The following is a 25,627-nucleotide window of genomic DNA, read 5'->3' as shown; positions in this document are numbered from 1 at the left end:
GCTACGCCCTCCCTACGCCCCAACCCTCGCAAGCGGTGCGCTCGTGACGTCCATCCCGAACACCAAAAGGGGGTCCCTATTGCACGCCTGTAGGGGTCCCTTTTGGACGCCGATTGACAGCCAGATCGCCCGAGCGCATGGCCTCGCGGATGCGATGGGCCAGGAACCACGCGGTCTTGTAGGTGCACTCCAGAGTGCGCTCCAGCTGCTTGGCGCTGATGCCCTTCTTCGACGAGCACATCAGGTAGATGGCTTGCAGCCACTTGTGCAGGGGAAGGTGGCTTTCCTCGAAGATCGTGCCGATGCGGACGGTGAACTGGCGCTTGCAGTCGCCGCACTTCTTCAGGCCCATGCGGACCTTCTTCTCGGGGTTCGGCTTGATCGCGTAGATCTTCACCGAGCCGCACGTCGGGCAATGGGGCGAGCCGTTCCAGATGATGCCTTCGACGAACGCGAAGGCGGCGGCTTCATCATGAAAGTAGGGCTTCGACAGAACGGACACGGGTGATCTCCTTGTCCATCCACACTACATCATGACGTGGGTTTGTCAAAGACATAATGTCCAAAATAATAGACATGATGTCCGTGTCGTGCGACATCGAGCCCCGCCGCCTGCTGCGGCTGGGGACCTGTCATGTCGTTTCGCGAAAAGCATCTCTGGATCAGCATCGTCGCCACCGTCGGCGTATGGGGCTTTTACGGCTGGCGGCTGATGCAGGCGATCGCCGGGGGCGGGCTGATCGATCCGGGTTTCGCCTTCGCGACGGGCGGGCTGTTCATCGGTTGTCTGGTCGTTGTGGTCCTTCTGGAGGTGGGGCTCACCTTCCTCGCGACGGCGACCACCCGGCGCGCCGAGCGCGAGGCGCGGGATGAGCGGGAACTGGTCGCCTCGCTGAAGGCCAGCCACGTCTCCCTGATGGCTCTGATCGCCATCGTCTTCAGCCTGGCCATCGCGGCCTATCTGCTGGGCTTCGCGAACGCCGCCTCGTCGGGAGCCGCCGCCCTGCCGATGACTCCGACCAACGCTCTCATCTTCGCGGCCAACATCCTGATGGGCGCGGTGATCGTGTCGGAGCTGATCCGCTATGTCTTCAACATCGCCCTGCTGCGGGGGATGCGCTGATGTCGGTCCGGGAAAAGGCAGCCTGGATCAGCCTGGGCAGCGGCGCCGTCATCTGGGGGTTCTATTTCGTCGTCGTCTGGAGTCGCCTCGTCGAACTGCCCGGGGAATGGCCGGTGGCCCTGTTCGTCGAGTGCGTCATCGCCAGCCTGCTGGTTCAGGGGGTTCTGATGGGGCTGGCGGCGATACGGACGCCGCGAGATCAACGCACCCTGTCCGACGAGCGCGAGATCCAGATCGACGGCAGGGCGACGAGCGTCGGCTATGCGGCCCTGACCGGTCTGGTCCTGTGCGTTGCGCTGATCAGTCCATTCGCGGTCGGCATGGAGTTCGGCGGTCTGGCCATCGCGTCGCGCGCCGAGGCCGCGACCATCATGGGCCTGCTGGCCATCGTCCTGGCCGAAGTCGTGAAGTCGGCCGTCGTCGTGATCCTCCACCGCCGGATCGCTGCGTGAAGGGCCCCCCGCCGATCCGCAACCGCATCCGCGAGCTGCGTTTCCACGCCGGCGAGATGACCCAGGCGGCGCTGGCGGAGAAGATCGGCATGACCCGCCAGACCATCGTCGCCATGGAACAGGGCAAATACTCGCCCAGCCTCGAGGCCGCCTTCCGCATCGCCGCCGTCTTCGGCGTGCCGATCACCGAGGTGTTCCAGTGGGAGGGGTGACCCGGCCCTAGTGCGGGCCGCAGGCGCCGAAGTTGGCGAGGTAGCCGGCGTAGTCGGGCCAGCGGAATCCCATCGGTGCGCGGCGGGACTCGAGCTGGTCGGGGTCCTCGGTGGGGAAGGGACGCATAAAGCCGTCCACGCACTGCATCTGGGTGCCGTAGCGCTGGAGTCTGCCCTCGGCGACGGCGATCCGGTCGTACATCAGGGCATAGTAGGATTTGCTGGCCTCGCCCCGATCCGCCATGGCCTCTATGGCCGGCAGGAAGCGCTTCTGCAGCGCCGTGTCCGCATGCTGGACGACCAGGAAGGCGCCGGTCGCGGCCTCTTCGCCGTAGACGGTGATGGAGAACCAGCCCTCGGCCGGGACCATGGCGAGCAGGGCCTGAACGTTCTCGGCGCTCAACCGCTCGACCTCGGCGTCCATGGCTCCCTGGACCACGTGCCGATCCGCCTCGGGCAGGTCTGAAAGATCGGAATGGCTGGCCATCATCAGCGGTCCCTGGTCCAGGGTGAGCAGGGCTTCCAGCCGTGCCCGGACGGAGGCCTCAGGCCCGATCGCCGCCAGTCCGGCACGGGCCTCGGCAACCGTCGCGTTGAACTGAGCGAGTTTCGCCTGCGCCGCAGTGCTGAGATCGGCCAGCATCAGGGCGGCGGTCAGGAACCAGATCAGCATGGCGTTCTCCCCGAGGTTGTCGCCACCCTAGCCGGCGCTCGCGTTCTGGCAATGCGGGTTTCGTCGCAGGGGCGGGGCCGGTATGCAGGCGGGAGACGAACCGGAGACCGACCATGGCCGATGCCTATTCAACCCTTCTGATCGAGCGGCACGCCGACGGATACGCCGTGGTGACCCTGAACCGGCCCGAGGCGCTGAACGCCCTGAACTCGGCCCTGTTCAGGGATCTGTCGGACTTCCTCGACGCGGTCGAGAATGATGACACGGTGCGCTGCCTGATCCTGACCGGGTCGGGCGACAAGGCCTTCGCGGCTGGCGCCGACATCAAGGAGATGGCGGACCAGTCCTATGCCGACATGTACCGGGGCAACTATTTCGCGCTCGGCCACGACCGGATCACCCGGTTCAGGAAGCCGATCATCGCCGCGGTCAACGGCTTCGCCCTGGGCGGCGGGTGTGAACTGGCCATGCTGTGCGACTTCATCGTCGCCAGTGAAAAGGCAAAGTTCGGCCAGCCGGAGATCAACCTCGGCGTCGCCCCCGGCATCGGCGGCTCCCAGCGGCTGACGCGGCTGGTCGGCAAGTCCAAGGCCATGGATATGGTCCTGACCGCCCGGATGATGGACGCGGCCGAGGCCGAACGCGCCGGCCTCGCCTCCCGCGTCTTCCCGCACGAGACCCTGCTCGACGAGGTCCGCAAGATCGCCGCGAAGATCGCCTCGCAAAGCCCCCTGGCCGTCATGGCCAACAAGGAGATGGTCAACGCCGCGCTGGAGACGACCCTGACGCAGGGCGTCCAGTTCGAACGCCGCCTGTTCCACTCCCTGTTCGCCTTCGAGGATCAGAAGGAAGGGATGGCGGCCTTCGTCGAGAAGCGGAAGCCGGTGTTCAAAGGCAGGTAGGTGGTTGATGGTCAGTGGCTGGTGGCTGAATGGCCGGATTGATCACGGCTGCCGAACTTCAATCACCGGCCACCCATCACCAATCACCTACCCCACCCAGACTCGCGTTGACCCTCACGCCCCCTTCCGCTATAGCCGCCCGCTCCTGAAGATTTTCTGCGCCGTGGACGGGTGTCTGCGGCGTTTCCGTTGATAGGTTTGACGATGGCCAACAATCCCGGCGCCAAGAAAGCGATCCGCAAGATCGCCGCGCGTACCGAAGTGAACAAGTCGCGTCGCACGCGCGTCCGCACCTTCCTGCGCAAGTTTCAGGAAGCCGTGACCGGGGGCGACGCCGCCGCCGCCAAGGGCGCCTTCGTCGAGGCTCAGTCCGAGCTGATGCGCGCCGTCACCAAGGGCGTGGTTCACAAGAACACGGGCTCGCGCAAGGTCTCGCGCCTGCACGCCCAACTGAAGAAAATGTCGGCGGCCTAAACCGCTAGGTACGTCTGCGTACACAGGCGTCTTCAGCGGGCGGTCACGCCTCTGTCATACGAAAATTCAGTGATTTCAACGGCGAGTAAGCTCAAGCTTACTCGCCGTTTCGCCGTGTGCGGATAAGTGTTCGTAACGGAACTTCGCTCGCCGAACAGGCGAAATCGAGATTTTCCTAGGCGTGATTTGGCTTTAGCGGAGTCAAACAATTTAACTGCGAATCGGCTCGCGAATCAGCGTTGACCCACGCCGCGCCGAGCGTAAGTTTTGGGCTCTAACGCACTTCCATCCCCACACGGATGAAGACGGGGCAGGGGCGAGCCCCTGCGCCAGCGGGAGACGTCTGTCCGCGAGGTCGCACCCGCCCTTGAAGCTCACGCTTCAAGGGACAGGAGAATGCGTCCCTGGATCGACCGACCCGGCTTGGGGTCCGGAACCGCACGGTTCCGGGATGGCATGACTTTTTCAGGGCGGGTGATTGGACGATGGGGGGCTTGGCGTTGACGAACATGACGGACCCGGACCGGATCTGGAACGAGGCCTCGTTGAGGCTCCGGGCCGAAATCGGCGACGGACCGTTCAGCTCCTATATCGCGCCTTCGGCGGTGCGGATTGACGGGGGCGGTCAGCTGATCCTGGTGACTCCGACCGGCTATGCCCGTGACTGGGTGCGCAAGAATGCGCTGCGCCGTCTGAACGAGCTGTGGTTGGGCCTCGACGGCCTGTCGCGCCGTCTGGAGGTGCGTTGCCGCGCCGAGGTGACCTCCGCCCCTCCAGCCTCGTCCATGGCCTCCGCCGTGGCCATGCAGCCCCTGTCGGGAGCCCCCCTCTCAGCCGCCCATGAGCAGACACCGATGGCGCCGACGGTCGGCCCCGTGACCGACGGCGCCCGCGCCGTGCGCGCCGCAGGCCTTCAGGAGCGGCTGACCTTCGATAGCTTTGTGGAGGGGCAAGGCAACGCCTTCGCCCTGGCCATCGCGCGCCAGACGGCGTCCTGGGCCGACGGCCACTTCAATCCGATCTTCTTCTGCGGCCCCTATGGCTACGGCAAGACCCACCTGCTGAACGCCATCGCCTGGGAGGCGCAGCGTCTGCGCCCGGACGCAAAGGTGGTCTATCTGACCGCCGAACGCTTCCTGTCGACCTTCGTCAAGGCGATGCAGGATCGCTCGACCGCCGCCTTCAAGGAAAGCCTGCGCTCGGCCGACATGCTGCTGCTGGACGACGTCCAGTTCGTCGGCGGCAAGGCCTCGACCCAGGAAGAACTGCTGTCGACCCTGACGGCCCTGATCGAGGACGGCAAACGGATCGTCCTGTCGGCCGACCGGCCGCCCATGGCTCTGAACGAGGTCGAGCCGCGCCTGCGAAGCCACCTGGCCGCCGGCCTGACCTGCCCGGTCGAGCCCGCCGATCGCGCGCTGAAGATCGCCGTGGCCGAGAACCGTCTGGCCGCCTTCGCCCGCATGGGCGTGGTGTCCGGAGAGGCCTCGCGCGAGGTTCTGGAACAGGTCGTCGACCGGACCCCCGGTTCAGTGCGTGAGCTCGAAGGCGCCGTGAACACCCTGGCCGCCGCCGCGGGATCGCGGCTGTCATCCCTGGGCGTGGAAGAGACCCTGACCCTGCTGGGTTCGGCCCTGCGCGGCGGACCCGAGCGCCGCATCACCGTGGACGAGATCCAGAAGACGGTGGCCGAGCATTTCAACATGAAACAGGCGGACCTGCTGTCGGAACGCCGCACCCGCGCCGTGGCCCGTCCGCGCCAGATCGCCATGTGGCTGTGCAAACAGCACACGACCCGCTCCTATCCCGACATCGGCCGGCGCTTCGGCGGACGCGACCACACCACGGTCCTGCACGGCGTGCGCAAGATCGAGGAGTTGATGCCGCTGGACGACCAGATTGCCCGCGATGTCGAGGCCCTGACCCGGAAGCTGCGGGGTTAGGCGACCGATTGGCGCCATTGGCGGCCCAAGCCGTCGAGATGGCGGTCTCGGCGGTTCACGCCCCGGAAAATTTGCAGTTCACGGGCGCCCCGGATTGGCGGTTCGGAAATCCTCCGTGACCTCCGCCGGAACGTCCTCGTCGTCGTAGACGTCGACCGGCACGAAGGTCACCGTCAGTTGGCGGCGGCGGCCGTCACGGTGGAAGCGATGGATGGCGCCGGAGGACCTGTCCGTTCAACGCTCATCCGCCGCCGCCGGTTCGATGATCAGGGCCGGGCGGGGATGTTCAGGCCGCGCGCCACGGCCGGACGGGCCTCGCACCGCGTGACCCACGCCTGGACGGCCGTCAGCGACGACCAGTCGACCAGATCGCCGGCCCCGTAGAAGCCCGGCACCGCCCGGACCCAGCCGATCAGGGCGATGTCCGCGATGGTGAACCCGGCCCCCATGATGAAGTCGCGACCTTTCAGCCGTTGCTCGAGCACGCCCAGCAACCGCTTCGCCTCGGTCACGAACCGGTCGCGCGGTCGCTTGTCCTCATAGGCCGCGCCCGCGAATTTGTGGAAGAAACCCATCTGCCCGATCATCGGGCCCACAGCCCCCACCTGCCAGAAGACCCATTGCAGGGTTTCGTAGCGGGCGGCGGGATCGGTCGGGATCAGCTTGCCGGTCTTGTCGGCCAGATAGACGAGGATAGCGCCCGATTCCCAGAGGCCCATCGGCTGTCCGCCCGGGCCGTCGGGATCGAGGATGGCCGGAATCTTGCCGTTCGGATTCAGCGACAGATATTCGGGCGTCCAGGTCTCATTCTTCATGATATCCACCAGGTGGACCTCATAGGGGAGACCGATCTCCTCCAGCATGATCGAGGCCTTCACCCCGTTGGGCGTCGGCAGGGAATAGAGTTGCAGCCGGTCGGGATGGGCGGCCGGAAACTGGCGCGTGATCGGGAAGGCGGAAAGATCGGTCATTGGCTGCCGTGACGGTTGCTGATGACGCCCATGTCGGGTGACGATCCGTGCGCCGCAAGGGGCGGCGCGGCGCCGCCTCACACGTCCGGGTATGCCGTCAGACTCTGTCGGGTTGTCGCGCGCCGGGAAGCGAGGCCTTATCCGGATCTCACCAACGAGGAGGCGCCCGATGGCCCACAAGTTCGAAGTCTACAAGGACAAGGCCGGCGAGTTCCGCGTCCGGTTCAAATACAACTCGGAAATCATCTTCTCGACCGAGGGATACTCGGACAAGTCGGGCGCCAGGCGCGCGATCGAGTCGATCAAGAAATACGTCGGCGACGCGGAAACCGTCGAGATCGAATAGGGCCTAGTCCGGCTCGCGCTCGCCGGTCTCCTGCGGGGGAACGGCGAGCAGCCAGCCCTCGGCCAGATGCAGGTCCGGCACGGCCGCTTTCGTGAACGGCAGGTACCAGGTCTGGCCGCCCGCGACCGGCGTGATCTCCAGCATGTCGTCGGCGCCGAAGTTCTGGACCGCCTTGACCGCACCCAGGACGACGCCCCCGGGGTCGCGGGCCTCCACGCCGATCAGGTCGGCGAGGTAGAATTCGTCCTCCTCGGGCGCCGGGAAGGCGTCGCGGTGGACATAGAGTTTCAGGTTGCGAAGGGCGTCGGCGTCTTCCTTGGTGGCTATTTCTTTCGCCCGCCCGACGACGCCGTCCTTCGTCGCCCGCGTCTGGGTCAGGGTCAGGCCGTGCGAGCCATCGGCGCGCAGCAGGGGGCCGTAGTCGGTCAGCGCCAGAGGATCCGCGGTATAGGCCGTGATCCGCACCTCGCCCTTGACCCCGAACCCGCCGGCGACATGGCCGACGAGGATGAGTTTGGGTTTGGTGTTGGTCATAAGAGAAATCCGCTCATCCCCGCGAAAGCGGGGACCCAGTTCTTTTGTGAATCACCGGCCTGGATCGACGGCGCCGCCACGCAGGCGGCGCCGATCGCCCAAAGCACCGGGTCCCCGCCTCCGCGGGGATGAGCGGAAAATGAAGCCTTAGGCCTCGGTCTTCTCTTCTTCGGCGGCGCCCTCGGCCGGAGCCTCTTCGACGCTGACCTCTGCGGAGCCTTCAGCTTCAGCGGCCGGAGCCTCTTCAACCGGGGCCTCTTCGACAACCGGGGCGTTTTTCGCGGCTTCAGCCGCAGCGGCGGCCTCTTCCTTGGCCCGGACAGCCGCTTCAGCAGCCTCGATCTTTGCAGCGGCCTCGGCCTCCGCGCGATCGGCTTCGCGCTGGGCGCGCTCGGCGGTGCGTTCCTGGGCCTTCTTGCCCGGGGCGCCCTTGTTCGGATTGTTCGACTGGGTCCACTTGACCTTGCCGGCCAAGGCTTCGTCCTGGCTCTGCGAGATGAAGCGCGCGACGCGGTCGGTCGGCTGGGCGCCCTTGCCGAGCCACTCCGAAATCCGGTCGGCCTTGAGGGTGACGCGCGGCTTGTCGCCGTCCTTGGCCAGCATCGGGTTGTAGGTGCCGACGCGCTCGATGAACTTGCCGTCGCGGGGAGCGTGGGAGTCGGCAACGACGATGTAGTAGTAGGGGCGCTTCTTGGCGCCGCCGCGGGCCAGACGAATCTTCAGCATTTCGGTCTTCTTTCTCTAGGTTCGAATTATTTCTTGGTGGGTAGACCGGGCAGGCCCGGGAGTTGTCCGCCACCCAGTCCGGCGAGCCGGTCCTGGAGGGCTTTCATTTCGTCGGCGCCGGGTTCGGGCATCTTGCCGCCTCCCATGGCCTTCAAACGGTTGAGGTCGGCGCCGCCCATGCCGGGTGCGCCGCCGCCGCCGCCGCCGAGACCGCCCAGCATGGCGGCCATCTGCTGCATCTTGCGCGGCCCGCCCTTGGACATGGACTTGACCATGTCGGCCATCTGGCGGTGCTGCTTCAGCAGGCGGTTGAGGTCCTGAACCTCGACCCCGGCGCCGGCGGCGATCCGCTTGCGGCGGCTGGCGTTCAGGAGGTCGGGCTTCTTGCGCTCGGCCTTGGTCATCGAGGAGATGATGGCCTCCTGGCGCAGAATCATACGGTCGTCGACGCCGCTCTCCGCCATCTGGTTCTTCATCTTGGCCACGCCGGGCAGCATGCTCATAATGCCCTGAAGACCGCCCATCCGCTTCATCTGCTGCAACTGGGCCGCGAGGTCGTTGAGGTCGAACTGACCCTTGGCCAGCTTGCGGGCCATGGCCTCGGCCTTGGAGGCGTCCAGGTCCTGGGACGCCTTCTCGACCAGGGCGACGATGTCCCCCTGACCCAGGATGCGCCCGGCGACACGGCGGGCGTCGAAGACTTCTAGCGCGTCGACCTTCTCGCCCGAGCCCATGTATTTGATCGGCAGGCCGGTGACGGCGCGCATCGACAGCATGGCCCCGCCGCGACCGTCGCCGTCGGCGCGGGTCAGGATCAGGCCGGTCAGGGGCAGGCGTTCGTGGAAGGCCTTGGCGGTGCGGACCGCGTCCTGGCCGGTCAGGCTGTCAGCGACCAGCAGGGTCTCGACGGGCTTCGATATGTCGGCGACCTCGGCGACCTCGGCCATCAGGCCCTCGTCGAGGGTGATGCGGCCGGCGGTGTCGAGGATCAGGACGTCGAAGCCCTGAAGCCTGGCCGAGGTCAGGGCGCGGCGGGTGATCTGGACCGCGCTCTCGCCCGCCACGATCGGCAGGGTCACGACCTCGATCTGCTTGCCGAGCTGGGCCAGCTGTTCCATCGCGGCCGGACGACGCGTGTCCAGCGAGGCCATCATGACCTTCTTGCGATCGAATTTCGTCAGGCGCAGGGCCAGCTTGGCCGAGGACGTCGTCTTGCCCGAGCCCTGCAGGCCGGCCATCAGGATGACGGCCGGCGGCGTGGCGTTCAGGTTGATCGGGGTCGGCTCGTCCCCGCCCAGCATCTCGACCAGTCCGTCATAGACGATCTTGACCACCTGATCGGCCGGCTTGACCGAGCGGATGACGTCCTCGCCCGTGGCACGCTCGGTGGCGAAGGCGATGAAGTCCTTGACGACCGGCAGGGCGACGTCGGCCTCGAGCAGGGCCACGCGCACTTCGCGCATCGCTTCCGCGACGTCCTTTTCAGACAGGGCGCCGCGGCCGGTGATCCGGTCGAAAACGCCTGTCAGTCGCTCGTTCAGAGCCTCGAACAATTCACTACCTCGCCAGCCCCTCAGGGCGTTCAGGCCGACGCCGAACCGATCTCCATAGCGAAACGGCCTCTGGCGACGATCACGTCGGCAGAGGGTTCTCGCCATCCTCGTCCCGTCGAAACGGGGGGCGTGATGGTGGAGACGCAGGTTCAATTGCGCCGGAAGCGGCGGCTTATGAGGGAAATGAGGCGATTTGTCGAATCCCGTCGAACGAAGTCGGCCAACGGGATCAGGAAACCGCATCGCACATCCGGTTTCAGCGTTGCTCTTTGCAAGGACCGATCGGAAAACCGCTGATACGGTCGCGCTTCACAGCCTCCCCGCTGGACGAGATGATTATGCCCGTATCCGCCGAACCCGCTGCTGACGACCGCCTGCGCGAGGAGGTGCGTCTGTTGGGCGGTCTGCTTGGAGAGGTGATCCGGGACGAAGGCGGTCAGGATCTCTACGACCGGATCGAGGCCGTTCGGGTGGCCTCCGTCGCCTATCACCGACACCCGGGGGCCAAGGGCTCGGCGCAGCTGGAGCGGCTGCTGAACGAGCTGTCGCTCGACGACGCGGTCGGGCTGGCGCACGGGTTCGCGGTCTTCTCCCTGCTGGCCAATGTCGCCGAGGACCGGGCTGGCAAGCGGCGGGCGCGGGTGCAAACGGCAGAGGGCGCGCGGGCAGATACGCCCGAGGGGGCCCTGGCCCGGCTGACGGCGGCGGGGCGGACGGCGGAGGAGGCGCGGGCCCTGCTGTCCGAGGCGCTGATCTCGCCGGTGCTGACGGCCCACCCGTCGGAGGTGCGCAGGAAGAGCGTTCTGGACCGGATCGCGGCGGTGTCGGACCTGCTGGTTGCGCGCGACCAGAGCGCGGCGACCGAGGTCGAGGACAACGGCCTGCGTCGTCAGACGGTGATCCTGTGGGCGACGCGGCTGGTGCGGACGACCGGCCTGGTGGTGCAGGACGAGATCGACACCGTCGTTTCTTTCCTGGAGCGGGTGTTCCTCAAGGTCGCGCCGGAGCAGCTGATCGACTGGCGTCGGAGGCTGGACGCGCCGGAGCTCAAGCCCTTTATCCGCATCGGCGCCTGGGTGGGCGGCGACCGCGACGGCAATCCCAATGTCGACGCGAGTGCGCTGAGGGCCGCCTTCGCCACGCCTGCCAAGGCGGTGATGCGCCACTATCTTGAGGCGACGAACGCGCTGGGCGCCGAGCTCAGCCTGTCGGGTTCTCTGGCGGAAATCAGCCCCGCTCTGAAGGCCTTGGCCGAGGGGTCGGGCGACGATTCCCCGCACCGGGCCGATGAGCCCTATCGCCGGGCCCTGAGTCAGATCTACGCCCGGCTGTCTGCGACTCACCCGATCCTGACGGGACAGACCGCGCCGCGTCCGGCCCCGTTCGCAGCCCCGCCCTATGCCGGGCCCGGCGAGTTCCGGTCCGACCTCGCCGTGCTGCATGACAGTCTGGTCGCCAGCCATGGGGCGGTGTTCGCCGACGACGGCCTGTCGCGCCTGATCGCCACGGTCGATGTATTTGGCTTCCACATGGCGACCCTGGACCTGCGCCAGAATTCCGACGTCCATGCGCGGGTCGTGGGCGACCTGCTGAAGGTCGCGGGGGTTTGCGATGACTATGCCGCGCTCGAAGAGGAGGCGCGGCTGGTCTTGCTGGCGACCGAACTGGCGGCGCCTCGCCTGCTGTTCAGTCCCTATGCGACCTACAACCCCGAGACCCTGAAGGAGCGGGCGATCCTGGAGGCGGCGGCCGAGGCGCTGGCGAAGTTCGGGCCCGACGCGATCCGCACCCATATCGTCTCCAAGACCGACGCGGCCTCCGACATGCTGGAGGTCTATCTACTGCTCAAGGAGGTCGGTCTCTATCGGCCCGAGGATCCCGCCGCCTGTCCGATCCAGGCTGCGCCCCTGTTCGAGACCATCGACGACCTGAGAGGCGCCAGGCCTACGCTGGAGCGGCTATTCCAGGAGCCGTCCGCGCTCGCCGTAGCCAGGGCGCGCGGGGTCCAGGAAGTGATGATCGGCTACTCGGATTCGAACAAGGACGGGTCCTACCTGACCTCGACCTGGGAGCTGCATGAGGCGTCGCGGGCGCTCCTGACGGTGACCCAGGCCGCGGGTTTGAGGCTGCAGCTGTTCCACGGCCGGGGCGGGGCGGTCGGGCGTGGCGGCGGGTCGAGCTTCGCCGGGGTGCTGTCGCAACCGACGGGAACGGTCGCGGGCCGCATTCGCATCACCGAACAGGGCGAGGTCATCGCCAACAAATATGGAGAGCCGGACGTGGCGCGCCGGAACCTGGACGCCCTGACCGCCGGGACCCTGATCGCCTCGCTGGCGCCGCCGCCGGACGAGGCGATGACGGCGAAACACGGCAAGACCGCCTCGGCCCTGTCGGTCGCCTCGATGGCCGCCTATCGGGCCCTGGTCCATGAGACGCCGGGCTTCGTCGACTATTTCCGCGCCGCCACCCCGATCAACGAGATCGCCGAGCTGAAGATCGGTTCGCGCCCCACGTCGCGGACGGCCTCGACCGCCATCGAGGATCTACGCGCCATCCCTTGGGTGCTGAGCTGGTCGCAGAGCCGGGTCATGCTGCCGGGCTGGTTCGGCTTCGGCTCGGCGGTGCAGGGTCAGGACATGGCCGAGCTGCAGGCCATGGCGACGGCGTGGCCCTTCTTCCGCACCCTGGTCCAGAACATGGAGATGATCATGGCCAAGTCGGACATGACCATCGCGCGGCGCTACGCCTCGCTCGTGCCCGACCAGCCGCTGTCGGCGGCCATCTTCGGGGCCTTGCAGGCCGAGTGGGACCGGACGCGCGACGCTGTGCTGGCTATCACCGGTCAGGCCGAGCTGCTGGGCGGCCAGCCTGAGCTCAACCGGCTGATCCATCTGCGCATGCCCTATGTCGAGCCGCTGAACCACGTGCAGATCGAACTGATCCGCCGGCGCCGGGCGGGCGACGACGATCCCCGGGTGCGCGAAGGCATCCTGCTGGCGATCAACGGGGTGGCAGCGGGTTTGCGCAACAGCGGCTGAGTAGAACGGCCACGCTTCATGGCCGCGATTTCATCAAGCGTCGTTTTCTGGCCTCGGGTTCCTCACGGCGAGGAAACAATCGGGCCGCACTCAGGTCAGGTCGCCGCGAAGAGCGACAAGCCCCAGGAGCAAGTGATGATCCGTTTCGCCGCCGCCACAGCCGCCCTCGCTGTCGCCGTCCTTTCCGCCGGAGCCGCCTCGGCCTCCGATTATCGCATCCCGATCGGCGACCTCAACTTCGCCACGCCCCAGGGCGCGTCGGCCTTCGATCTGCGCGTCCGGGGCATGGCCAATACTGCCTGCGTGTTCGGGACCCCTCTCGACCAGGCGCGATGCCGTGTCGCATTCCGCGAAGAAGCCCTGCGCCAACTGCCTGACGCCCGTCGCGAGGACTATGCCCGCACTCGCAGCGGGCGGGTCGTCGTTCGGACGCCTGTTGATCGAAGCTGAATCCAATCCGCTTCGGGGGTGTGGCTCGACAAGCCCCACTGTTCACGGGTTTGAAGCGATTGTCCGCGATCCTGCCGGTTCAGTAACGGCAGTCGCGCATGACCGAGCACATCTCCGAGGCCGAGTCTTCGTCCATCGCCCTGACGGCGCTGGAGAGCGCCGGCGCGGGCTGGTGGCGGATCCTCGATACCGAGACGGCCTGGTGGTCGCCCCGGATGTACGACCTGTTCGGCCTGCGTCCCGAAGACGGCCTGCCGACGATAGACCAGCTGTATCGGCTCTATCATCCCGACGACGCCAGTCTGGCGTCGCGGTCGCTCATGAAACTGTTCGGCAGCGACGCGCCGACGACCCTGCGTTACCGGGCGGTCCATCCGTCGGGCGAGGTGCGCCAGCATCTGACCTGGGGGCGGCGCCAGCCGCCGGACGCCGAGGGGCGTCGCTGGCTGGTCGGCATGGTTCTCGACGTCACCGACCATGTCGATGACGCGACCCTGATCGAGGGCGAGCGCGCCTTCCGCTTCGTGGCCGACCACACCTCGGACATGGTCGTGCGTCACCGCATGGGCGTGGGACTGACCTATGTCTCGCCGGCTTCCCGGGCCGTGTTCGGCTATTCGCCGTCCGAAATGCTGGGCAAGGCCCCCGCCGACCTGGTGGCGCCCGAGGATGTGGTTCGCATACGCGCCCTTCTGGCCGAACGGATCGCCCGACGCGAGGCTGTCTCGGCCGAGGGCTATGAGTATCGCGGCATTCACAAGGACGGCCACCTGGTCTGGCTGGAGGCCAATCCTCGTCTGGTGATCAACGGCGCCGGCACGCTGACTGAGATCGTCGATGTCGTGCGCGACATCTCGGCTCGCAAACAGGCCGAGGCCGAATTGCACTCCGCCCGCCTCGAGGCCGAGGCGGCGTCGCGGGCCAAGAGTGAATTCCTGGCGAATATGAGCCACGAGCTGCGCACGCCACTCGCGAGCATCCTCGGCTTCTCGCGCCTGATCGGCGCGGGCGGCGGACTGTCGGAGGGCGACAAGGGCTATCTCGATCTGATCCGCAGCGCGGGCGAGACCCTGCTGACGGTCGTCAACGACATCCTCGACTTCTCCAAACTGGAGGCCGGTGCCCTGACGCTGGACCCGGAACCCTTCTCGATCGCGGCCCTGGCCGAGGGGGCGACCGCGCTACTGCGGGACCAGGCCGAAGCGAAGGGACTGGCCCTGACCTGCGAGGTCGGCGACGACGTCCGCCTGACCGGTGACGTGACCCGCCTGAGACAGGTGCTGCTGAACCTGTTGAGCAATGCGGTGAAGTTCACCGAGCGCGGCTCCGTGAGACTGGCGCTGGCGACAGAAGAGCGCCCCGACGGTTCGACCGTGTTGCGCGCCACCGTCACCGACACCGGGGTCGGGCTGGACCCTGCCCACATCGACCAGATGTTCGACCGCTTCACCCAGGCGGACGGCTCGGTCTCGCGCAAGTTCGGCGGCACGGGTCTGGGGCTGGCGATCTCGCGCCGTCTGCTGGACATCATGGGCGGAGAGATCGGCGCCACTAGCGACGGCGCCACCGGTTCCACCTTCTGGTTCCGCGTGCCGCTGGCCCGGTCGGGTGTCGAGGCATTCCCCGACGCCGAGCCGTCCGGTGGTGCGCCCGCGCGTCCTTTGCGGGTGCTGCTGGCCGAGGACAACCCGGCCAACCGGACGCTGATCGCGGCCCTGGTCGGCTCGATGGGCGTGTCGCTCGACATGGTCGAGAACGGCGAGGAGGCGGTGCAGGCCGCTGCGACCGCAGCCTATGACCTGATCCTCATGGATATGCAGATGCCGGTCATGGACGGACCGGCGGCGACGCGCGCGATACGCGCCTCGGGTGATTCCACGCCGATCGTGGCCCTGACCGCCAACGTCCTGCCTGAACAGATCGAACAATGCCGCGCGGCCGGGATGCAGGGCCATGTCGCCAAGCCCATCGACCCGCGCGCCCTCATGGCCGCGCTCAGGGACTACGCCCGCCCGGCTCACGAAAAAGCCGCCGCAACCGGAGCTGCGGCGGCCTGATCGCCCGCGCCTTGTCTCTTACGAGACCGGGAAGCCCCGGACCCGCAGCAGGGCGGCGACGTCGGGGTCACGTCCCCGGAAGGCGCGGTAGGCGTCGCCCCGATCCGTGGTGTTGCCCGGCGCCAGGATGATCGACTTGAACCGGCCGCCGATGTCCGGATCGAACACGTCGCCCGAGGCTTCGAAGTAGGCCCAGGTGTCGGCGTCCATCACTTCCGACCACAGGTAGCTGTAATAGCCGGCCGAGTAGGCATCGGAGGTGAACAGGTGATTGAACTGCGGCAGGCGGTGCCGCATCACGATCTCATGCGGCATGCCCAGACGGGCGAGAGAGGCCTTCTCGAAGGCGTCGACGTCGGTCGGCGGCGTGGCCTGGGTATGCAGGTCCATGTCGACCATGGCGGACGAGAGATAGCTGACGGTCGCATAGCCCTGGTTGAAGGTGGCCGAGGCCTGGACCTTGTCGACCAGGGCCTGCGGCATGGCCTCGCCGGTCTGGTAGTGCTTCATGAAGCCATCGAGGATCGGGCGTGACAGCACCCAGTGCTCGTGAACCTGCGACGGATATTCCACGAAGTCGCGCGGGGTGTTTCCGTAGGAGGGATAGGTCACGAGCGACGACAGATAATGCAGGGCGTGGCCGAACTCGTGGAACAGGGTCTCGGCGTCGTCGAGCGAGATCAACAGCGGCTCGCCGGCCCCCGGCTTCACGAAGTTATTGTTGTTCGAGGCCAGCACCGGCTTGGAGCCGTCCAGCGTCGAGAACGACCGGTAGGTGGTCATCCAGGCGCCTGACCGCTTGCCGGCGCGGGCGAAGTCGTCGGCGTAGTAGAGACCGATCAGGCGACCCGAGGCCTTGTCGGTGACCTCGTACAGTTTGACATCGCCCTCGAAGACCGGAGCCGTCGATTGCGGCTTGGGCGTGAAGACGAAGCCATACAGTCGCTCGGCCATGTAGAAGGAGGCGTTCCGGACGGCGCCCAGCTCGAAGTAGGGTTTCAGCTGGTTCTGATCGAGGTCGTACTTATCCTTGCGGACCTTCTCGGCGAAATACAGGTAGTCCCACGGCTCGATGTCGAAACCGGCGATCGCCTTCATGTCGGCGACCTCTTCGGCGACCCGGGCCTTGGCCGGTTCCCACACGCGGTTCATCAGGCTTTGGGCGGCGGCCGGGGTCTTGGCCATCGTGTCCTGCATCCGCCATTCGGCGTGGTTGCGATAACCCAGCAGCTTGGCGCGCTGGTCGCGCAGGCGGACGATCTCGGCGATGGTCGCGTTGGTGTCGTTGCGGTCGCCGTTGTCGCCACGGTTAACGAACTTGCGCCAGACCTGCTCGCGCAGGGCCCGGTCGTCGGCGAAGGTCAGGAACGGATCGACGCTGGAGCGCGTATTGACGATGACCGCACCCTCGAGATTACGCGAGGCCGCGGCGGCGCGGGCGGCGGCCTTGTTGGAATCCGGCAGCCCGGCGAGTCCGGCTTCGTTCGGGATGACCGTCCAGGTGTTCTCATCGGCCACGACCTTCTGGCCGAAGGCGGTGAAAGCGTTCGACAGGGCGGTGTTGATCCGGCCAAGTTCGGCCTTGCCGGCGGCGTCCAGATTGGCGCCCGAGCGGATGAAGGCGTCGCGCGAACGTTCGGCCAGCCGCTTCTGCTGGGCATTCAATCCGTCGCGGTCGGCGTTGTCGGCGATGGTCTTGATGCGCTGGAACAGGGGGGCGTTGAAGGTGATCTCGTCGCCGGCGGCGGACAGCAGGGGGGAGACCTCCGTGTCCATCGCGTCATAGGCTTCGCCGCCGATGTTCGAGGTAGCGACGCCGTACAGGTTCACCGCGCGATCCAGCGGCTGGCCTGCGAGCTCCATCGCCACGATCGTGTTGGCGAAGGTCGGCGCTTCCGGATTGCTGGCGATGGCGTTGATGTCGGCGCGGTTCAGCTCGATGCCCTCGAGGATCGCGGCCTTCAGCTTCGGAGCGGTCATCGCATTCCACGGCGGCACGCCTTCGTAGGGGCCGGTCCAGGGCTGCAGCAGTTCGGCGCGCGGGGTCTGGGCGGGCAGGACGGCGCGGGCGATGCGCGCTTCCCCGGCCACGGCGGCGGGGTCCGGCGCGGTGAAACCGGCGGAGCCGGCGCCCGCGCTGGCGCATCCGGCGAGGGCCATCAGGCTCGCGCCGCCGATAAGGACCTGGCGCCGAGGAAGGGGCATGGGCATGGTGGAATCCTGTTCATCTGACTCTGTTGTGCGGCACCCTAGGCCTCAGTCGCCTGACCGTCACATGAACAGGAAGTAATCCCGTTGGACGAGGACGCAAGCGCCCGCTAAACGCCGGGTCATGGCGATAGGCGTATTCGATAGCGGCGTGGGCGGTCTGACGGTCCACCGCGAGCTGACCCGGCGGTTCCCGGCGCGGGACTTCATCTACCTGGCGGATCAGGCCAATGCGCCTATCGGGTCGAAGACCGGCGAGGAGATCGTCGACATCACCCGGAACGGCTGCGAGCGGCTGTTCCAGGCGGGTGCCAGCGTCATTGTCCTGGCCTGCAACACTGCGTCCGCCGTCGCCCTGAGGCGGCTGCAGCAGGCCTGGGTGCCCGAGGCTTCGAAGCGTCACGGGCGGCCGGTCAATGTGCTGGGCATCATCGTCCCGACCATTGAGGCAGCGACAGGCCTGCCCTGGACCTATGAGGCGGAGCGACGTGGCGACAAGGTCGAGGCCATCGACATCACCGGCGTCTTCTGTACCGCCGCCACCGCGATCAGCCGGGTCTACGAGATCGAGATCGACAAGCGCCGCGAAGACCTGGCGGTCTTCTCGGAGCCCTGCCCGGGCCTGGCCGGACTGATCGAACTGGGCGCGCCCGTCGAGGAACTGACGGTCGTGATCGGCGACCACGTTGATGCGCTCCGCCGCCGGATCGGTCGTCATCCGGACAAGGCCATCCTCGGCTGCACCCACTACGAGATCGTGGCGCCCATTTTCGCCGCCGCCCTGCCGCCCGGCACGCCCCTGATTCACCAGCCGACGGCGGTGGCCGATGCGCTTGAGCGGTATTTCGAGCGGCATCCGGAATACGGTCTGGGCGAGAGCGGCCGTCGCGACTTCATCACCACAGGCAAGACGGGCCCGCAGTCGGATATGGTCAACCAGTTCTGGGGCGAGCCGCTGAGTTTCGACGCGGCTTGACTTGACGGACCGGCGTTCCGTGCGCCCGATGCGGGCGGGAGGACCTGCCATGATCCGCAGCGCCAAGATCGCTCTGGATGTTCTGCTGTGTGGCGCGTCTGTGCTGCTGGCGGTCATGATAACCAGTTCCTACGCTCGCGCCGAGGTCGTCTCCCGCTCCGCCGACGGCTTCACCCTGCGTTTCGCCGTGGGGGCGGAGGCCGCGCCGGAGGATGTGGTGACCGCCGTCTCCGAGTTGCCCCGGTGGTGGGATCCGGCGCACACCTACACAGGAGATGCCGCGAACCTGTCGCTGGCCTTCGAGGTAGGCGGCTGTTGGTGTGAGCGGCTGGCCGACGGGACGATCTTCGAGCACGCCGTCGTCACGGGAATTTTGGCGGACCGGGTGACGATGATCGCGGCGTTGGGGCCCCTCCACGACAAAACCACGAAGGCGGAGCTGACCTTCGGATCCGAGCCGGAGAACCGGGGCCGGCCGGTCACGGTCGATTTCGTGGTCGAGGGACCGGGCCTCGGCGCCATGGCAGACGGGGTCAACACGGTGATGGACCAGGCGTTCGATCGCCTGATCCATCAGATCGAATACGGCGAGCCGCCTCAGCCCTGAAGCGCGGTTTCCGAGGCCGCGATGCGGCTGGCGGCATGGACCACCGAGGCGATCCGAAGCGCGGTCTGGACCTGGGCCGCCGGGACGCCGTGCTTACGCAGTTCGCCCTCGTGGGCATCCATGCAGGCGCCGCAGCCATTGATGGCGCTGACAGCCGTGGACCACAGCTCGAAATCCATCTTGTCCACGCCTGGATTGGCCAGGACGTTCATCCGCAGGCGCGCCGGGATGGTCGTGTATTCCTGGTTCTTCATCAGGTGCAGCGAGCGGTAGTAGATGTTGTTCATGCCCATGATGGCCGCGGCGGCCTTGGCGGCGGTCATGGCCTCGGGCGAGAGCTTTTCACGCGCGGCGGCCTCAATGGCCCGCACGACCGGAGCGAAGCCGACGGCGTGGGCGGAGGCGAGGAAACAGCCCCATTTCTGCTGGTCGTTCAGGACGGTCTCGGAGGCGAGGGAGCCGAGGTTCAGCGAGATGTCCTTGGCGTAGGCCGGCATCAGGTCGCGCAGGGTGTCAATCGACATGAAAGTTCTTTCGCAGCGTGCGGAATTAAGAAGGGCAGCGGCGTTGACCGCCGCCGCCCTCTGTTCGTCAGACAGGGAGACCGGCCTCAGGCCGCGAGCGTCTCGCCGCCGACCGGTCGGTTGCAGGCGCACAGTTCGTCAGTCTGCAGGGCGTCGACGACACGCAGGGTGTCGGCAGGGGCGCGGCCCACGTTCAGGTTGGTGACATAGACGTGCTGGATGACGTTGTGCGGGTCGACGACGAAGGTGGCGCGCAGGGCGACGCCTTCTTCCTCGTTCAGAATGCCCAACTGACGGGCGAACTTGCCGCCGTTGTCGGCGAACTGCCAGATCGGCAGCTTCGACAGGTCGGCGTGGTCGCGGCGCCAGGCCAGCTTGACGAATTCGTTGTCGGTCGAGCCGCCGAGGACAACGGTGTCGCGGTCTTCGAAGTCGCGGGCCAGAGAGGCGAACTCGGCGATCTCGGTCGGGCAGACGAAGGTGAAGTCTTTCGGATAAAAGAAGATGACCTTCCACTTGCCTTCGAACGACTCATTCGTGACGGGCTCGAACGCCGAGACGCCGTTTTCTTCATGGGAGTTGAAGCCCGGCTTCACGCCGATGACTTTGAATTCAGGTAGTTTTTCGCCGACGCCGAGCATGGGTTATCCCTTTCGGAGGAAACAAGAATGTCTATGAGGCGGTCGCCGGGGAGGGCCTGCCGCAAGTGCGAAATGGCGGTTGCGTCGCACAAAGTCAACGGATAGAGGTCGTTACCTTCATAGATAATATCTATCTGAATCTCAGGCCAAGCCTATGCTCCCAACCCTCCGCCAGCTGCAGTATCTGACCCTCCTGTCCGAGCACGGATCGTTCAGCCGCGCGGCCGAGGCGGCGCATGTCAGCCAGCCGGCCCTATCTTCGGGCGTGCAGGAATTGGAACGCGTCCTGGGCGCGCCCGTCGTCGAGCGCACGCGCGGAAACGTCCAGTTGACGGCGGTCGGGGCCGAAGCCTGCCGCCGGGCCGAGGACGTGCTGGCAAGAACCGAGGATCTGGTCGAGGCGGCGAAGAACGCGGGGCGTCCGTTGTCGGGGCGGTTGCGTCTCGGCATCATTCCGACCGTGGCGCCCTTCCTGTTGCCGGCGACCCTGCCCGGACTGAAGCAATCTTATCCGGCGCTGCGTCTGTTCATCCGCGAGGATCTGACGCCGCGCCTGATCGCGGGGCTCAAGGCGGGTCAACTGGACTGCGCCGTCATAGCCCTGCCATACGACGCGCCCGGCATCGAACACGCCCGGATCGGCGACGACGAGATACTGGCCGTTGCGCCGATCGACCACCCGCTGGCTGCGCCGGGCGATATCCAGCCCGGAGCGCTGAAGGCGGAGGATCTGATCCTGCTGGAAGACGGCCACTGCTTGCGCGATCAGGCCCTGGCCGGGATCGACATGGAGGCTCCGCGCGGCGAAGACATCTTCGCCGCCACCTCGCTGCATACGCTGGTGCAGATGGTCTCGTCCGGCCTCGGCGTGTCCTTCCTTCCCGCGATGGCGGTGAGGGCCGGGCTCGCCGACGACAAGGGCGTCGTCATCCGCCATTTTGCCGCTGAAGCCCCGCGCCGCGAGATTGTCGTCGCCTGGCGATCGGGTTCGAGCCGGGCAGCGGAAGCGCGGCTTCTGGCGGAGGCGATGCGGCTGGACTGAGAAACTCAGGTCCTTCTGCCGTTAGGAGGAGGTGGCTCGCGAAACGAGACGCATGAGGGTCTGGCCTCACCGGAGACGCGCCGACCCTCACCCTCTCGCGCAAGTCCGATCGCCTGATGGCTCTCGGGCGCTCAAGTCCGCTCCCACCGTGAGAGGGATGCCGTTGATCAACTCATGAATCGGTGCCGCAGCATCTAGGACACGACGCTGTTGGCACCGAAGTATTGGCTTTCCCGACGCGGGATGGTGAATACGGCTTAGGGAGAGCGTTATGTCGCCACTGGTTGTTTTGTTTGTCGCCTGCGCGATCTTTGTCTTGTGGCACTTCCTGCCGCAGAAGAAGACTGAAGCGCCCAAGCCGGCCCCGAGATATCGAAACGATTTTAGAGTGTCGGCCGGTGAAGCCGAATGGCAGGCGTTTGTCGAAGAGCACTGCGAATCTCCCGCGGAGATTGCATTCCTGAGGGCCATGATTACGTCCCTTGGGATGCAGCCCTATCTCGGAGCGTTGGTGTCGGAGGGGATTCGTCTCGACTTTCAGGTGGAGGAAGGGCGGTACCGCGTGGACTTCCTAGTCAACCACTGGCTGGTAGTTGAGATCGATGGTGCCGCCTATCACTCCTCGGCCGAAGCGAAGGCCCGCGACCAAATGCGGGACCGCTATTTTGAGGGGCTTGGCTACACCGTTCTTCGCGTTCCAGCGAAGGTCGTCTTTCAAACCCCCGACCGCGCTGTTGAGGAAGTCCAGTCTGCCCTTGAGCTTGGGAAGCGGAAGATTGAAAACCCGCCTTCAGATCCACAACCGACGAGCGGGTTTGCTCGCCTCGCCAAGACAATCGCCGCTTTCGGAGAAGTAGATGAGCTTGCGAGCAAGAGGCACGCGATAAGACTAGCTGCCACTGCGAGTGATCTTGCAATGGAAGCGGAAGAGAAAGCGTTGGCGTCTGCATTCCAGTTAGCCAACGAGCGAATGGACCATGCTCTCTGGTTGAAAGGGATAAGCGACGATGTTCGAGCCTGCTACGAGCAGAGTGTGGCCGACCTTGGAGCTGTCGTTGGTGCTGGCCCCGAAGTCTTGATCCCGGTCGCGCAGTCCAATTTCGAGCGGCCAGCATCGACTGGAGACGAATGGGTGGATGCAAAGATTTCTGAGTGTTTCGATAGGCAAGCTGCCCGCCGTGCCGCCTTGTTCCAGTCTACCAAGAGCAGACTGGCGGAAAATGATCGAGTTCGCTCCCATATGCGCGATGCACTAACAGACCTTGGCCGTGGCGATCTGTGGGCACACGTTAGTTGACACACTCCGGGACTAATCGAGTGGCCCAAGAAAAAGGGCCGGCGGATGGCTCCGCCGGCCCTTCTCGTATGGTCGGTCGGCAGCCTATTCGGCGGCGATGGCTTCCGGGGCCGGAGCGCCGACGCCCGCCAGGTTGCGCAGCACATAGGGCATGACCCCACCGGCCTTGAAGTAGTCGAGCTCGGTCTGGTTATCGATGCGGCAGCGAACCGGGAAGCGGGCCATCTTGCCGTCCGACGGGCGGAACAGTTCGACCCACAGATCCTGACGCGGACGCAGCTTGCCGACGTTGACGTCCGACAGGCCGCGGATGGTGACGATTTCCTCGCCGGTCAGGCCCAGCTTCAGCCAGCCGTCCGCCTTGAACTGCAGCGGCACGACGCCCATTCCGACCAGGTTTGAACGGTGGATACGCTCGTAGCTCTCGGCGATGACGGCGCGGACGCCCAGCAGGCGCGTGCCCTTGGCCGCCCAGTCGCGCGACGAGCCGGTGCCGTATTCCTTGCCGGCGAAGACGACCAGCGGACGACCCTCCGACTGGTAGCGCATGGCGGCGTCATAGATCGACATGGTGTCGCCCGACGGGAAGTGTTTGGTCACGCCCCCTTCGATGTCCGGCGTGATCTTGTTGCGGATGCGGATGTTGGCGAAGGTGCCGCGCATCATCACCTCGTGGTGACCGCGGCGCGCGCCGTAGGAGTTGAACTCCTCGGCTTCGACGCCACGGTGGGTCAGATACTGGCCGGCGGGCGAGGTCTTCTTGATCGAACCGGCCGGGGAGATGTGGTCGGTCGTGATCGAGTCGCCGAAGATGGCCAGGACCCGGCCTTCGACGATGTCGGTGACCGGGGTCGGCTCCATCGACAGGCCCTCGAAATACGGAGGGTTGGCGACATAGGTGGAGGCGGCGTCCCACTCGTAGGTCTGGCCGCCCTCGACCGAGATCCCCTGCCAATGCTCGTCGCCCTTGAAGACGTCGGCATAGCGTTTGGCGAACATGGCCGGGGTGACCGACTTTTTCTGGATCGCGGCGATCTCGGCGGACGTAGGCCAGACGTCCTTCAGGAAGACGTCCTTGCCCTTCTTGTCCTGACCGAGGGGCTGGGTGGTGATGTCGATGCGCATCGAACCGGCCAGGGCGTAGGCGACGACCAGCGGCGGCGAGGCCAGGTAGTTGGCCTGGACGTCCGGGTTCACCCGGCCTTCGAAGTTGCGGTTGCCGGACAGGACGCTGGTGGCGACGATGGCGTTCTCGTTGATCGCGGTCGAGATCGCCGGGTCCAGCGGACCGGAGTTGCCGATGCAGGTGGTGCAGCCGTAGCCGACTAGGTTGAAGCCCAGGGCGTCCAGCTCCTTCTGCAGGCCGGCGGCCGTCAGATAGTCGGTGACGACCTGCGAGCCCGGGGCCAGCGAAGTCTTGACCCAGGGCTTGGTCTTCAGGCCCAGCTTGTTGGCCTTCTGCGCCACCAGGCCGGCGGCGATCAGGACCGACGGGTTGGAGGTATTGGTGCAGGAGGTGATGGCGGCGATGACCACATCGCCGTCGCCGAGGTCGAACTTCTGGCCCGAGACGGCGGCGCGGGGCGCGTCCGTCGCACGGTTGAAGACGTCGGTCAGGGCGGTCTCGAACGACGGGGCGGCGGTGGTCAGCTCGACCTTGTCCTGCGGACGTTTCGGGCCGGCCAGCGACGGCACGACCGTCGAGATGTCCAGTTCCAGAACGTCGGAGAAGACGGGGTCTTCCGAGGTCTCGTCGATCCACAAGCCCTGAGCCTTGGCATAGGCTTCGACCAGGGCGACGCGCGCCTTGTCGCGGCCCGTGGCGGTCAGATAGGCGAGGGTGGCGGCCGAGACAGGGAAGAAGCCGCAGGTGGCGCCGTATTCGGGCGCCATGTTGGCGATGGTCGCCTGGTCCTCGATGGTCATGTTGGGCAGGGCGTCGCCGAAGAACTCGACGAACTTGCCGACCACGCCCTTCTTGCGCAGCATCTGGGTGACGGTCAGCACCAGATCGGTGGCGGTCGTGCCTTCCGGCATGGCGCCGGTCAGTTTGAAGCCGATGACCTCGGGGATCAGCATCGGGATGGGCTGGCCCAGCATGGCCGCCTCGGCCTCGATGCCGCCGACGCCCCAGCCCAGGACGGCCAGGCCGTTGATCATGGTGGTGTGCGAGTCGGTGCCGACCACGGTGTCGGGATAGGCGACGGTCGCCTTGCCCTCGGCCACACTCCAGACGGTCTGGGCCAGGTTCTCAAGGTTCACCTGGTGGCAGATGCCGGTGCCGGGGGGCACGACGCGGAAATTGTTGAAGGCCGAGGAGCCCCAGCGCAGGAACTTGTAGCGCTCGATGTTGCGCTCATACTCACGCTCGACGTTCTGGCCGAAGGCTTTCGCGGTGCCGAAGTTGTCGACCATGACCGAGTGGTCGATGACCAGGTCGACGGGGACCAGCGGGTTGATCTTGGCGGCGTCGGCGCCGAGTTTGGCCATCGCATCGCGCATGGCGGCCAGGTCGACGACGGCGGGAACGCCGGTGAAGTCCTGCATCAGGACGCGGGCCGGACGGAAGGCGATCTCGTGCTCGACGGCGCCCTTGTTGTCGATCCAGGCGGCCACGGCGCGCAGGTCGGCCTCGGTGACGGAAACGCCGTCCTCGTTGCGCAGCAGGTTCTCCAGCAGCACCTTCATGGAGCGCGGCAGGCGCGAGATCCCGGTCAGACCGGCTTCCTCGGCGGCGGGAAGGCTGTAATAGGCGTATTTCTTGCGCCCGACGGAAAGATCGCGACGGGTGGAAAGGCTGTCGACTGACGGCATGGGAGAAGTCCTCTGGTCAAAGCCGCCCGGACATCCGGTTGCGCCGTCTCGCGGCGATCGCAGG

The 25,627-nt window shown here is 66.4% G+C and carries 23 protein-coding genes and 1 pseudogene; 14 read left to right on the top strand and 10 right to left on the bottom strand.

Annotation, left to right across the window (positions count from 1 at the left end; genetic code table 11):
• Window positions 1-118: 118 nt before the first annotated feature.
• Window positions 119-502: pseudogene (locus ACP7A5_RS09965) on the bottom strand (transposase); the annotation flags it as partial.
• 132 nt (window positions 503-634) lie between these two features.
• Between ACP7A5_RS09965 and ACP7A5_RS09960 the strand changes: the two are divergent.
• Genes ACP7A5_RS09960 through ACP7A5_RS09950 form a run of 3 tightly spaced genes read left to right on the top strand, consistent with a single transcriptional unit; the run spans window position 635 to window position 1,787 of the window.
• Window positions 635-1,123: a hypothetical protein gene (locus ACP7A5_RS09960; protein ID WP_426041770.1), complete on the top strand. Its 489-nt coding sequence runs from the start codon at window positions 635-637 to the stop codon at window positions 1,121-1,123.
• Window positions 1,123-1,575: a hypothetical protein gene (locus tag ACP7A5_RS09955; RefSeq protein WP_426041769.1), complete on the top strand. Its 453-nt coding sequence runs from the start codon at window positions 1,123-1,125 to the stop codon at window positions 1,573-1,575. The genes ACP7A5_RS09960 and ACP7A5_RS09955 overlap by 1 nt, the downstream gene beginning before the upstream one ends.
• Window positions 1,572-1,787: a helix-turn-helix transcriptional regulator gene (locus ACP7A5_RS09950; RefSeq protein ID WP_425991992.1), complete on the top strand. Its 216-nt coding sequence runs from the start codon at window positions 1,572-1,574 to the stop codon at window positions 1,785-1,787. The genes ACP7A5_RS09955 and ACP7A5_RS09950 overlap by 4 nt, the downstream gene beginning before the upstream one ends.
• 7 nt (window positions 1,788-1,794) lie before the next feature.
• On the opposite strand, the gene ACP7A5_RS09945 is transcribed toward ACP7A5_RS09950, so the two are convergent.
• Window positions 1,795-2,460 carry a DUF6624 domain-containing protein gene (locus ACP7A5_RS09945; protein WP_426041768.1) on the bottom strand — a complete coding sequence of 222 codons (666 nt, stop codon included), beginning with the start codon at window positions 2,458-2,460 and terminating at the stop codon, window positions 1,795-1,797.
• 113 nt (window positions 2,461-2,573) lie between these two features.
• Here ACP7A5_RS09945 and ACP7A5_RS09940 point away from each other — a divergent pair, with 113 nt between their 5' ends.
• From ACP7A5_RS09940 to dnaA, 3 genes are all read left to right on the top strand, one after another.
• Window positions 2,574-3,362, top strand: a complete 789-nt coding sequence (locus tag ACP7A5_RS09940) for an enoyl-CoA hydratase-related protein (protein ID WP_426041767.1) — start codon at window positions 2,574-2,576, stop codon at window positions 3,360-3,362.
• Between the two features lie 204 nt (window positions 3,363-3,566).
• Window positions 3,567-3,836 (top strand): 30S ribosomal protein S20, encoded by a 270-nt coding sequence (rpsT, locus tag ACP7A5_RS09935; RefSeq protein ID WP_425991988.1) that lies wholly within the window; start codon window positions 3,567-3,569, stop codon window positions 3,834-3,836.
• A 509-nt stretch (window positions 3,837-4,345) separates the two neighbouring features.
• A complete protein-coding gene (gene dnaA, locus ACP7A5_RS09930; RefSeq protein WP_426041777.1) occupies window positions 4,346-5,779 on the top strand; it encodes a chromosomal replication initiator protein DnaA in 1,434 nt (477 codons plus the stop codon).
• Between the two features lie 266 nt (window positions 5,780-6,045).
• Here dnaA and ACP7A5_RS09925 read toward each other — a convergent pair whose 3' ends face one another.
• Complete coding sequence (locus ACP7A5_RS09925) at window positions 6,046-6,750, bottom strand: glutathione binding-like protein (protein WP_426041766.1); 705 nt, start codon at window positions 6,748-6,750, stop codon at window positions 6,046-6,048.
• A gap of 169 nt (window positions 6,751-6,919) precedes the next feature.
• On the opposite strand from ACP7A5_RS09925, the gene ACP7A5_RS09920 reads away from it, so the two are divergent.
• Window positions 6,920-7,096: a YegP family protein gene (locus ACP7A5_RS09920; protein ID WP_303696728.1), complete on the top strand. Its 177-nt coding sequence runs from the start codon at window positions 6,920-6,922 to the stop codon at window positions 7,094-7,096.
• Between the two features lie 3 nt (window positions 7,097-7,099).
• Here the strand turns inward: ACP7A5_RS09920 and rimM are convergent, their stop codons facing one another.
• The 3 genes from rimM to ffh all read right to left on the bottom strand — a co-directional run bounded on the left by rimM (window position 7,100) and on the right by ffh (window position 9,909).
• Window positions 7,100-7,630, bottom strand: a complete 531-nt coding sequence (rimM, locus tag ACP7A5_RS09915; protein WP_426041765.1) for a ribosome maturation factor RimM — start codon at window positions 7,628-7,630, stop codon at window positions 7,100-7,102.
• Between the two features lie 147 nt (window positions 7,631-7,777).
• Window positions 7,778-8,356 (bottom strand): 30S ribosomal protein S16, encoded by a 579-nt coding sequence (gene rpsP, locus ACP7A5_RS09910; RefSeq protein WP_426041764.1) that lies wholly within the window; start codon window positions 8,354-8,356, stop codon window positions 7,778-7,780.
• Window positions 8,357-8,382: 26 nt separating this feature from the next.
• Window positions 8,383-9,909: a signal recognition particle protein gene (gene ffh / locus ACP7A5_RS09905; RefSeq protein ID WP_426041776.1), complete on the bottom strand. Its 1,527-nt coding sequence runs from the start codon at window positions 9,907-9,909 to the stop codon at window positions 8,383-8,385.
• A 338-nt stretch (window positions 9,910-10,247) separates the two neighbouring features.
• On the opposite strand from ffh, the gene ppc reads away from it, so the two are divergent.
• The 3 genes from ppc to ACP7A5_RS09890 all read left to right on the top strand — a co-directional run bounded on the left by ppc (window position 10,248) and on the right by ACP7A5_RS09890 (window position 15,454).
• Window positions 10,248-12,947: a phosphoenolpyruvate carboxylase gene (gene ppc, locus ACP7A5_RS09900; protein ID WP_426041763.1), complete on the top strand. Its 2,700-nt coding sequence runs from the start codon at window positions 10,248-10,250 to the stop codon at window positions 12,945-12,947.
• A gap of 135 nt (window positions 12,948-13,082) precedes the next feature.
• Entirely contained in the window at window positions 13,083-13,397 is a 315-nt protein-coding gene (locus ACP7A5_RS09895) for a UrcA family protein (protein WP_426041762.1), read from the top strand.
• 98 nt (window positions 13,398-13,495) lie between these two features.
• On the top strand, window positions 13,496-15,454 hold the full coding sequence (locus ACP7A5_RS09890; protein WP_426041761.1) for an ATP-binding protein: 1,959 nt from the start codon (window positions 13,496-13,498) through the stop codon (window positions 15,452-15,454).
• Between the two features lie 18 nt (window positions 15,455-15,472).
• On the opposite strand, the gene ACP7A5_RS09885 is transcribed toward ACP7A5_RS09890, so the two are convergent.
• Window positions 15,473-17,665 (bottom strand): M3 family metallopeptidase, encoded by a 2,193-nt coding sequence (locus ACP7A5_RS09885; protein WP_426041760.1) that lies wholly within the window; start codon window positions 17,663-17,665, stop codon window positions 15,473-15,475.
• A 121-nt stretch (window positions 17,666-17,786) separates the two neighbouring features.
• Between ACP7A5_RS09885 and ACP7A5_RS09880 the strand changes: the two genes are divergently transcribed.
• The gene (locus ACP7A5_RS09880; protein WP_426041759.1) at window positions 17,787-18,638 is read left to right on the top strand and encodes a glutamate racemase; all 852 of its coding nucleotides are present in this window, start codon (window positions 17,787-17,789) and stop codon (window positions 18,636-18,638) included.
• A 49-nt stretch (window positions 18,639-18,687) separates the two neighbouring features.
• Entirely contained in the window at window positions 18,688-19,245 is a 558-nt protein-coding gene (locus ACP7A5_RS09875) for a hypothetical protein (RefSeq protein WP_426041758.1), read from the top strand.
• On the opposite strand, the gene ACP7A5_RS09870 is transcribed toward ACP7A5_RS09875, so the two are convergent.
• Both ACP7A5_RS09870 and ACP7A5_RS09865 read right to left on the bottom strand, forming a co-directional pair.
• Window positions 19,236-19,769 (bottom strand): carboxymuconolactone decarboxylase family protein, encoded by a 534-nt coding sequence (locus ACP7A5_RS09870; RefSeq protein WP_426041757.1) that lies wholly within the window; start codon window positions 19,767-19,769, stop codon window positions 19,236-19,238. The genes ACP7A5_RS09875 and ACP7A5_RS09870 overlap by 10 nt on opposite strands.
• A gap of 86 nt (window positions 19,770-19,855) precedes the next feature.
• Complete coding sequence (locus ACP7A5_RS09865; protein WP_303696739.1) at window positions 19,856-20,410, bottom strand: peroxiredoxin; 555 nt, start codon at window positions 20,408-20,410, stop codon at window positions 19,856-19,858.
• Window positions 20,411-20,564: 154 nt separating this feature from the next.
• Between ACP7A5_RS09865 and ACP7A5_RS09860 the strand changes: the two genes are divergently transcribed.
• Entirely contained in the window at window positions 20,565-21,452 is an 888-nt protein-coding gene (locus ACP7A5_RS09860; protein ID WP_426041756.1) for a hydrogen peroxide-inducible genes activator, read from the top strand.
• A 271-nt stretch (window positions 21,453-21,723) separates the two neighbouring features.
• The gene (locus tag ACP7A5_RS09855; RefSeq protein WP_426041755.1) at window positions 21,724-22,749 is read left to right on the top strand and encodes an endonuclease domain-containing protein; all 1,026 of its coding nucleotides are present in this window, start codon (window positions 21,724-21,726) and stop codon (window positions 22,747-22,749) included.
• An 84-nt stretch (window positions 22,750-22,833) separates the two neighbouring features.
• Here ACP7A5_RS09855 and acnA read toward each other — a convergent pair whose 3' ends face one another.
• The gene (acnA, locus tag ACP7A5_RS09850) at window positions 22,834-25,563 is read right to left on the bottom strand and encodes an aconitate hydratase AcnA (protein ID WP_426041754.1); all 2,730 of its coding nucleotides are present in this window, start codon (window positions 25,561-25,563) and stop codon (window positions 22,834-22,836) included.
• Window positions 25,564-25,627: the final 64 nt, after the last annotated feature.

This window comes from Brevundimonas sp. TWP2-3-4b1 (assembly GCF_049897665.1).
Classification (GTDB): domain Bacteria; phylum Pseudomonadota; class Alphaproteobacteria; order Caulobacterales; family Caulobacteraceae; genus Brevundimonas; species Brevundimonas subvibrioides_B.
This window is presented reverse-complemented; position numbering and strand designations above follow the sequence as displayed.